This is a genomic window from Paraburkholderia sp. SIMBA_030, from assembly GCF_046535245.1.
Lineage (GTDB): Bacteria > Pseudomonadota > Gammaproteobacteria > Burkholderiales > Burkholderiaceae > Paraburkholderia.
In genome coordinates, this window is the sequence record NZ_JAWRXB010001438.1 from 1 (window position 1) to 243 (window position 243).

Consider the following 243-nt stretch of genomic DNA (forward strand, 5'->3'; position numbering starts at 1 on the left):
TTCTTCCACATTATTTGTTTCGGCGGCAAACCCAACGACGTAGGGTCGATGGTCTTTTAGTGCGGCAACGCCTGCGACGATATCGGGGTTTTTAACCATTTTTATTGTTAATTCATCACCCTGCGTGGCCTGCTTTTTGATTTTTTCTGGGGCCACGGTAGCTGCGCGATAATCCGCCACGGCGGCGCAACCGATAAAAATATTTTGCTGCTGTACAGAAGCATTCACGGCGGCTTCCATTTC

At 49.0% G+C, this 243-nt stretch carries 1 protein-coding gene; it reads right to left on the reverse strand.

The genetic code is table 11. The features are described 5' to 3' along the window. On the reverse strand, positions 1 to 240 hold a 240-nt coding region (locus SB772_RS44780; protein ID WP_410839122.1), incomplete at its 3' end, for a phosphopantothenoylcysteine decarboxylase. Positions 241 to 243 lie beyond the last annotated feature (3 nt).